Here is a 7,413-nt window from a genome sequence, read left to right as displayed (position 1 = left end):
CACACCCACGCGCGCCACGCCGCCGCCGGCACCCACGCGCGCGCGGACTGGAACGCGAGCGGGCGCGGCCCGGCCGGCCTGTTCGCGGCGCCGCTCGACGCCGAAGCCAGCGGCTGGCTGCTGGTGATGCGCAACGAACAGGTCGAACACGTGCGCTGGGCCGGCTCGCCGGCCGATGCCTACCAGCTCGACGCCGGCCGCCTGACCATCGGCCCGCGCACCAGCTTCGCCGAATGGAACGAGACCGTCTCCGGCACCGCCGAGCCGTGGTCGGAAGAAGACGCCGAGGGCGCCGAGCGCCTGCGCCTGTTGCTGTCGCGCTACCTGCATGCGGACGCGCGCAACCCCGCCGCGCACGACGACGTCGGCGGGCGCCTGGTGCGCCTGGACGCGCACGGCCACCGCCGTCGCCTGCTGCGGCTGGCCAACCTGCTCGACGATGCGGCCGAACACCTGGACCCGGCGCAGCGCGCGCAACTGGACGAGGCGATCGCGCGCATGGAAGCCGCACTGGCGCTGCCTGCTGGCGCGGACCGCCGCGCCGCCGGCTGAGCGTCCGGCGCGGCGGCGGCGCCCGGATCGCGGCCCGGATCGCGGCCTGGGATCGCTGGCGGCAACCGCCGGCACGCGCGCACGCCTTCACCGCGCCGCAACCCCGTGCGCGGCCGGTTTGCGCTAGTCTCGGCGGCATGACCGCAGAACGCGATTTCATCCCCCTGAACCTGTGCGTGCTGACCGTTTCCGACAGCCGCACCCTCGCCAACGACAGCTCCGGCGATTACCTGATCCAGTCGCTCACCGACGCCGGCCATCGCCTGGTCGAACGCAAGCTGTTGCCGGACGATCGCTACCAGTTGCGCGCTGCGGTGTCGCAGTGGATCGCCGACGAGGCCGTCGACGGCATCCTGGTCACTGGCGGCACCGGCTTCACCGGCCGCGACTCCACGCCCGAGGCGCTGCTGCCGCTGCTGGACAAGGAAATGCCGGGCTTCGGCGAGCTGTTCCGCGCGCTCAGCTTCGACGAGATCGGCACCTCGACCCTGCAGTCGCGCGCCTTCGCCGGGCTGGCCAACGCCACCTTCCTGTTCTGCCTGCCGGGCTCGACCTCGGCCTGCCGCACCGCCTGGGAAAAGATCGTCGGCGCGCAACTCGACGCGCGCACCCGGCCGTGCAACCTCGCCACCTTGCGTCCCCGCCTCAAGGAGTGATGCGCATGTCGCTGGACACCACCTTGCGCTTGCTGGCCAAGGCCAGCGGCCTGAGCGTGACCGACCTGGCCACCGCGATCCCGCGCGCCGGCGCCAACACCGTCAGCGCCTGGCTGCGCGGCGAGAAGCTGCCCGGCCGCGACCAGCTCGACGCGCTCGCGCGCGCTTTCGGCGTGCCCGCCGGCGCGCTGCTGGCCGAGCTCGCCAGCACGCTCGACCCGGCCCGCACCCAGGGCGAGCACGACCTGCTCGCCGCCTACCGCGCGCTCGACACCCGCCAGCAGGGCGCGTTGCTCGAAGTCGCCGCGAGCATGGCCGGCACCCGCCGTGCCGCGCCGGCGCGCAGCGCGCGCAAGGCGCCGGCGAAGAAGAAGGCTTCCGCCCGCAAGAAGGCCGCCCCATGAGCAAGCTCAAGCGCAAGGACTACGAAGAACAGCTGGAGCCGCTGCAACTGGAGCTGGCGGCGATGGCGCGCTGGCTGCAGCACAGCGGCAAGCGCGTGGTGATCCTGTTCGAAGGCCGCGACACCGCCGGCAAGGGCGGCGCGATCGGCTCGATCTCGGAAAACCTCAACCCGCGCCAATGCCACGTCGTGGCCCTGTCCAAACCCAGCGAACGCGAAGCCGGGCAGTGGTATTTCCAGCGCTACGTGCCGCACCTGCCGGCGGCCGGCGAGATCGCCCTGTTCGACCGCAGCTGGTACAACCGCGCCGGCGTCGAGCAAGTGATGGGCTTCGCCAGGCCCGAGCAGGTCAAGGCCTTCCTCAAGCAGGCGCCGGTGTTCGAGAAATTGCTGACCGACGACGGCATCATGCTGTTCAAGTACTGGCTGTGCTGCGACCAGGACAAGCAGGAAGAGCGCTTCGCCGAGCGCCTCAACGACCCGCTCAAGCGCTGGAAGCTCTCGCCGATCGACCTGCAGGCGCGCGCCCACTACGACGACTACACCCGCGCCCGCGCAGCGATGCTGGACGCCACCCACACCAAGCACGCGCCGTGGACGCTGGTGGATTTCAACGACCAGCGCCAGGGCCGGCTGACCCTGATCCGCGACCTGCTCTCGCGCCTGCCCGACACCGACGTGCCGCCGGCCAAGCTCGAGTTCCCGCCGCTCAAGGGCAAGCCGGCGAAGGAGAAATACGGCGCGCTCAAGCCGATCGGCGCGAAGTCGCACGGCAAGGGCTGAAAATAGCGGAGACGCCATGGACCGCGAACAAGCCGAACGCACCAGCCTGCTGCTGGCCGGCATGAACGCCACCCTCGACCGGCACCTGCTGCAACTGCAGGCGCAGCTGCCGCACGACGAATTCCGCGCGCTGAGCGCGGACTTCGGCCGGATCATGGGCGAAATGCTGAGCGTGACCGCGCCGCTGTACCGCCAGTTCCCGCAGCTCGAACCCGAAGAGCTCGGCGGCCCCTACCGGATGGAATTCGTCGAAGTCCCCGAAGCCCTGTTCGCGCGCAAGGCGATCCCGCCGAGCGCCGATTTCGACTGACGCGGAAGTCGGCCGCTACCTGCAGGAGCGGCGCGAGCCGCGACCGCGACAACGCAACTACGCCGAAACTTGCGCCGCAGTTGCGTTGTCGCAGTCGCGGCTCGCGCCGCTCCTACAAAAAGCGGTGCTTGCGGGGCGCGGGCTTCGGGGGGATTCGCTTTCGTACGAAGCTTCGGTTGGTCGCGGCTCGCGCCGCTCCTGCACAAAGCAAAAGCTTCAGCCCTGCGAACGCCGGTACGGCTGGAACAACTGCAGCAGCCACGGCTTCTGCGCCAGCACCAGGCTCACCCCAACCCGCTCCTGCGCGCTCAGCGCCGCGTCGCGCGCCAGCAGCGCGTCGAATTCGCGCGCCACCTCGCCCAGGCGCTGCTTGAGCTGACCGATGCCGGCCGGGCTCAGCGCGCCGCTGAGCAGCAGCAGCACGTCCTGCTCGCCGTCGAAGGGATCGGCGAAGTAGTCGTGCAGCAGCTTGAGCCGGAAATAGCGCTCCATCGGGCCGTCGGCGCGCCAGCGGAAGTTGCGCGCGGTCAGCGGGCGGCCGCGGTTGCCGGGCATCAGCTCGATGATGCCGAGCCGGTCCAGCCGCACCAGCAACCCGGTCCAGCGCGCGTCGTCGAAGTTGAAGTGGGACTGCACGTCCGACTGCTTCCAGCGGTTCAAGGTCAAAAACAGCGCCAGCAGCAGCGCCGGTTCGTCGACCAGGGCCTGCTCCTGCGCCTCGCTGAGCGTGGCCATCGGCGCGCGCCCGCGGCCGGCCTCGGCGCTGAGCTCGGCCAGGCCGATGTCGAGCACATCGCAGATCTCCTCCAGCCGCGCCAGGCTCATCGCCCGGCGCGAGAACATGCGCTTGACCGCCGCCTCGCTGAGCTTGAGCCGGCCGGCGAGGTCGCGATAAGTGAGGTCCTGGGCACGCAAAAAGCGCTTCAGGGCGTCGACGAGTTCGAGAGAAAGAGCCATGGGTAGCAAAATACGCTACCTCGCAGGGAAAGCCGAGCCACCTCGGCGATCAGCGTTACCAGCCCCGCGGCCGCCGCCGAAGTTAGGCCCCGGACCGAAACGAGGTGGCACCGATGCCAGGGAATGCCGAACGCCTTTTGCCCTTTGCGATGGCCGTCGCCGTCGCCGTCGCCGCGCTGCCGGCGGCACTGCCGGCGCACGCGGCGGTGCAATCCGACGCCGCCAGCCGGCAATCGGCGACCAGCCTGGACGCCTCGGTCGAAGTGCCGGTCGCCGCCGCCCACGCGCTGTCGGAAGGCGCCAAGTTTTCGGTCGCCGCGATCGAGGCCAGCGGCAACGCGGTCGCGGTGACGGTGTCCGCGGTCGGCGCGGGCGCCTCGCTGGTGGTCAAGCTCTCGGCCGAACAGGCGCGCACGCTGGGCCTGTCGGTCGGCGCCTCGGTGGTGATCACCGCGGTCGCCGCCGGCTGGCTGATCAGCGACGCCGCCGGTCACGTGTTCTGTTTCGTGCCCGACGAACGCGCGCGCCGCCACCTGCACAGCCGCAGGGTGAGCTGAGATGGAAAGGCTTGCCGGAACCTTGGGCAGGCAGCGGGAACCGGCGCAGGGATCGCGCCGGCGCAACACCGCCCCGGCATCGCGCGCGCACGGCAGGACGTTGATGGCCGCGGCGATGCTGGCGGCGACCCTGGTCTTGCTGCCCGCGCAGGGACGCGCGGGCACCGGCTGCAGCAACGAGCCGCTGGCGCCGCGCAAGCTCGCCGACGCCGCCCAGACCGCGCTGACCGTGGCCGACGCGCTCGACCGCCGCGACGCGCCGCTGGCGCTGGTGGCGCGGGTCGGCAGCGACCTGTCGGCGCAGGGTTTGGTCTACAGCCACGTCGGCTTCGTCGTGCGCGACCACCCGGCCGGGCGCTGGACCGCGGTGCACCTGCTCAACGAATGCGGCAGCGACCGCTCCCATCTCTACAGCCAAGGTTTGGTCAATTTCTTCGCCGACGATCTGGTCAATCAGGACGCGCGCATCGTCTGGCTCGAACCCGAACTGGCCCGGCGCCTGACGCAGCGCCTGCGCGCGCTGCCGCAGGGCGCGCTGCACCAGCCGCACTACAACCTGATCGCACGTCCCGGCAGCGCCGAGTATCAGAACTCGACCGCGTGGGTGCTGGAAACCGTGGGCGCCGCGCTGTCGCCGACGCCGGCGCCGAATCGCGGCGCCGCGTTCGCGGCGGCGCAGCGCGACGGCTTTCGCGCCGACCGCGTGCATATCCCGTATTCCAAGCGCGTGCTCGGCGGTTTGTTCAGCGCCAATGTCGCCTTCACCGATCACCCCATCGCGACCCGGCTGGGCGGCGAGTACCCGGTGGTGACGGTGCGTTCGATCGTCGAGTATCTCGAACGCAGCGGGCGCGTGCAGGCGCAGCAGGAGTGGCGCAACGGGCGGGCGATGGCGACGCTGGGAGCGTTGTAGTCCGCGCCGATGCGCCACGGCTTTTTTGTAGGAGCGGCGCGAGCCGCGACCGCGACAACGCAACTGCGCCGAAACTGGCGCGGCAGTTGCGTTGTCGCAGTCGCGGCTCGCGCCGCTCCTACAGGGAGCTACCGGTTTTCGCGGCGAACGACTGGGGCGCTCAGAACACGAAGTCGACCACGCCCTCGACGAAGTCGCCGGCCTTGTCGGCGCCGGCGCTGAGGCCGTCGCCGATGGTGTCGGTGACGTCGCGCACCACGCCGCCGCCGGGGATACCGGCCCAGTCCAGCGCGTCGCCGGCCCAGCCGCCCCACTGATCGATGGTCTCGTTGGCCAGTTCGCCGCCGCTGTCGATCAGCACGTCGGTGAAGTTGCCCGGGTCGGCGGCGATGGTCAGCAGCATCTGGCCCCAGCCCTTGATCAGGTCCGGGCTCACCGCCGAGGTACCGATGCCGGTGTAGCCCTGGTCGCCGTTGAACTGGCCGTAGATCTCGCGATGGGCGTTTTCCCAGGCGTTGTGCTGGCCGGCCGAGACCGAGGCCAGCTCCTGGATGTCGCCGACCAGCGGAGTGCTGGCCTGGAAGCTGGCGTCCTGGGTCAGGGTGGTGCCGTTGCAGCTTTCGGTGAAGGTGAAGGTCTGGGTGCCGCGCAGGACGTGGCCGTCGAGGGTGTTGATGGTGATGGCGTGGTTGTCCGCGTCGAGGCGGATCTCCACCGGCAGCCAGGTCGGCGGCGGGCCGCCGGTTTCCAGCATGTAGCGGCCGCCGTCTTCCAGGCGCTGCGCCGGCGGGCGGATTTCCATGCCGCCGGCGCCGAAGACTTCTTCGGGGTTTTGCACGAAGTGGTCGTAGGCTTCCTGCGGCGTGGCGTTGGGGATGTCGCTTTGGTAGACGGCGCGGGTGACTTCGCGGCCGACCTCGCCGATCGGCGGGTTCGGCTGCAGGTCCTGCAGGATGCTGCGGACGTCGCCGTCGCTGGGATAGCGCGGCGTGCCCGGCGTGTGCCCGGTCAGGTAGCTGGCGAAGCCGCGCGTGGCCAGCGCCAGCAGCGCGTCGCGCTGGTGTTCCTGTTGGTCGTGGCTGCCGCCGACGGCGAGGTCGGGGTCGGGGCCCTGCACGCCGATCTCGAACTGGTTGGGGCCGGAATCGGCCTTGACCGGATTGAGCCCCGGCGCGCGCGGATCGGCCGGCGGCGGCGTCGGCGTGCAGACGGGCAGGTTGGCGGGGCGGTAGGCATCGACAGGCAGCATGGCGAACTCCTTGCGCGGGGGCCGTGCCATTGCACTCCCGCGCCGCGCCCACGCCAATCCGGGGCGGCCCGAGCTAGGGCCGGCCCTAGGCCGCAGGCGCTTCAGGCTTTTCGTAGGAGCGGCGCAAGCCGCGACCGCGACAACACAGCTACGCCGCAAGGTTCGTCGCGGTCGCGTTGTCGCGGTCGCGGCTCGCGCCGCTCCTACATGAAAGCCCAGCTGCGCCAGACAGCCATTCAGCCGCAAACGAAACCGTCGCCCGCCTCGGCCTCCCCGGCCGGCTCGCGCTCGAGCCGGTCCACGCGCGCGTTCGGCGTGCCATGGCCCAGCCATCGTTCGAGCCGCTCGATGGCCGCGTCGTCGCCGACGGCGAGCACTTCCACCCGGCCGTCGCGCAGGTTGTTGGCGTAGCCGCGCAATCCCAGCGCCACGGCCTGTTCGCGGGTACCGGCGCGGAACCACACGCCCTGCACCTTGCCGCTGATGTAGAAGCGCGCGGCGCTCATCAGTGGCCGTCGCTCGCGCCGCCGTTGCCCGGCACCGCCGGCGCCGCCTTCTCGCCCGGCTTCGGCCCGCCGGCCTTGGCGATCGCGTCCTCGAGCTTCTTCGCATCCATCGGGCCGAGGAATTTCTCCGCGACCTTGCCGTCCGGCCCGATCAGATACGTCATCGGCAGCCCCTTGGGCGTGTCGAACGACTTGGGCGGATCGGTGACATCGACCACGGCGATGGGATACGACACCGGGTGCTTCTTGAGGAAGGCCTCCATATCGGCCTTGTCGATCTCCTCGTAGGCCAGGCCGATCACTTCGATGTGCTCGCGCATCGCGTCCAGCGCCGACAGCTCGGGCATTTCCTTGATGCACGGCGCGCACCAGGTGGCCCAGAAGTTCACCACCACCCACTTGCCGCGGTGTTCGGTGAGGTCGTAAGTCTTGCCGTCGAGGGTGGCGATGCGCAGTTCCGGCGTGTCGCTGGCAGCGGCCGGCGGCGCGGGCTCGGGCGTCTTGTCGCCGGCCGGCGCGGCCGCGGC

9 protein-coding genes and 2 pseudogenes are annotated in these 7,413 nt (G+C 70.9%); 7 read left to right on the top strand and 4 right to left on the bottom strand.

What is annotated here, in order from left to right; genetic code table 11:
* From A7A76_RS04315 to A7A76_RS04295, 5 genes and pseudogenes are all read left to right on the top strand, one after another.
* Window positions 1-552: pseudogene (locus tag A7A76_RS04315) on the top strand (hypothetical protein); the annotation flags it as partial.
* Between the two features lie 137 nt (window positions 553-689).
* Complete coding sequence (gene moaB / locus A7A76_RS04310) at window positions 690-1,208, top strand: molybdenum cofactor biosynthesis protein B (protein WP_206410039.1); 519 nt, start codon at window positions 690-692, stop codon at window positions 1,206-1,208.
* Between the two features lie 5 nt (window positions 1,209-1,213).
* Window positions 1,214-1,612 carry a helix-turn-helix domain-containing protein gene (locus A7A76_RS04305; RefSeq protein ID WP_232518432.1) on the top strand — a complete coding sequence of 133 codons (399 nt, stop codon included), beginning with the start codon at window positions 1,214-1,216 and terminating at the stop codon, window positions 1,610-1,612.
* On the top strand, window positions 1,609-2,394 hold the full coding sequence (ppk2, locus tag A7A76_RS04300; RefSeq protein WP_206410038.1) for a polyphosphate kinase 2: 786 nt from the start codon (window positions 1,609-1,611) through the stop codon (window positions 2,392-2,394). The genes A7A76_RS04305 and ppk2 overlap by 4 nt, the downstream gene beginning before the upstream one ends.
* A gap of 16 nt (window positions 2,395-2,410) precedes the next feature.
* On the top strand, window positions 2,411-2,704 hold the full coding sequence (locus A7A76_RS04295; RefSeq protein WP_206410037.1) for a hypothetical protein: 294 nt from the start codon (window positions 2,411-2,413) through the stop codon (window positions 2,702-2,704).
* A gap of 216 nt (window positions 2,705-2,920) precedes the next feature.
* Here A7A76_RS04295 and A7A76_RS04290 read toward each other — a convergent pair whose 3' ends face one another.
* Entirely contained in the window at window positions 2,921-3,661 is a 741-nt protein-coding gene (locus A7A76_RS04290; RefSeq protein WP_206410036.1) for a helix-turn-helix domain-containing protein, read from the bottom strand.
* Between the two features lie 149 nt (window positions 3,662-3,810).
* On the opposite strand from A7A76_RS04290, the gene A7A76_RS04285 reads away from it, so the two are divergent.
* Both A7A76_RS04285 and A7A76_RS04280 read left to right on the top strand, forming a co-directional pair.
* Window positions 3,811-4,218 (top strand): hypothetical protein, encoded by a 408-nt coding sequence (locus tag A7A76_RS04285; protein WP_206410035.1) that lies wholly within the window; start codon window positions 3,811-3,813, stop codon window positions 4,216-4,218.
* A 103-nt stretch (window positions 4,219-4,321) separates the two neighbouring features.
* On the top strand, window positions 4,322-5,131 hold the full coding sequence (locus A7A76_RS04280; RefSeq protein WP_206410034.1) for a DUF2145 domain-containing protein: 810 nt from the start codon (window positions 4,322-4,324) through the stop codon (window positions 5,129-5,131).
* Window positions 5,132-5,291: 160 nt separating this feature from the next.
* Here the strand turns inward: A7A76_RS04280 and A7A76_RS04275 are convergent, their stop codons facing one another.
* From A7A76_RS04275 to A7A76_RS04265, 3 genes and pseudogenes are all read right to left on the bottom strand, one after another.
* Window positions 5,292-6,380, bottom strand: coding sequence for a hypothetical protein (locus A7A76_RS04275; protein ID WP_206410033.1), 1,089 nt, complete (start codon window positions 6,378-6,380; stop codon window positions 5,292-5,294).
* A 236-nt stretch (window positions 6,381-6,616) separates the two neighbouring features.
* Complete coding sequence (locus A7A76_RS04270) at window positions 6,617-6,886, bottom strand: acylphosphatase (protein ID WP_206410032.1); 270 nt, start codon at window positions 6,884-6,886, stop codon at window positions 6,617-6,619.
* Between the two features lie 68 nt (window positions 6,887-6,954).
* A pseudogene (locus tag A7A76_RS04265) lies at window positions 6,955-7,413 on the bottom strand (TlpA family protein disulfide reductase); the annotation flags it as partial.

The organism is Lysobacter enzymogenes, from assembly GCF_017168095.1.
GTDB classification, from domain to species: Bacteria; Pseudomonadota; Gammaproteobacteria; order Xanthomonadales; family Xanthomonadaceae; genus Lysobacter; species Lysobacter enzymogenes_D.
The sequence above is the reverse complement of the archived record's forward strand: the minus strand, read 5'-3'. Positions and strand labels throughout refer to the sequence as shown.

Bases quoted from the DNA above. Each gene is read 5' to 3' on its own strand.
- A7A76_RS04305 (WP_232518432.1), top strand. From the start codon at position 1,214: ATGTCGCTGGACACCACCTTGCGCTTGCTGGCCAAGGCCAGCGGCCTG.
- A7A76_RS04275 (WP_206410033.1), bottom strand. From the start codon at position 6,380: ATGCTGCCTGTCGATGCCTACCGCCCCGCCAACCTGCCCGTCTGCACG.
- A7A76_RS04270 (WP_206410032.1), bottom strand. From the start codon at position 6,886: ATGAGCGCCGCGCGCTTCTACATCAGCGGCAAGGTGCAGGGCGTGTGG.
- moaB (WP_206410039.1), top strand. From the start codon at position 690: ATGACCGCAGAACGCGATTTCATCCCCCTGAACCTGTGCGTGCTGACC.
- A7A76_RS04285 (WP_206410035.1), top strand. From the start codon at position 3,811: ATGGCCGTCGCCGTCGCCGTCGCCGCGCTGCCGGCGGCACTGCCGGCG.
- A7A76_RS04280 (WP_206410034.1), top strand. From the start codon at position 4,322: ATGGCCGCGGCGATGCTGGCGGCGACCCTGGTCTTGCTGCCCGCGCAG.
- ppk2 (WP_206410038.1), top strand. From the start codon at position 1,609: ATGAGCAAGCTCAAGCGCAAGGACTACGAAGAACAGCTGGAGCCGCTG.
- A7A76_RS04290 (WP_206410036.1), bottom strand. From the start codon at position 3,661: ATGGCTCTTTCTCTCGAACTCGTCGACGCCCTGAAGCGCTTTTTGCGT.
- A7A76_RS04295 (WP_206410037.1), top strand. From the start codon at position 2,411: ATGGACCGCGAACAAGCCGAACGCACCAGCCTGCTGCTGGCCGGCATG.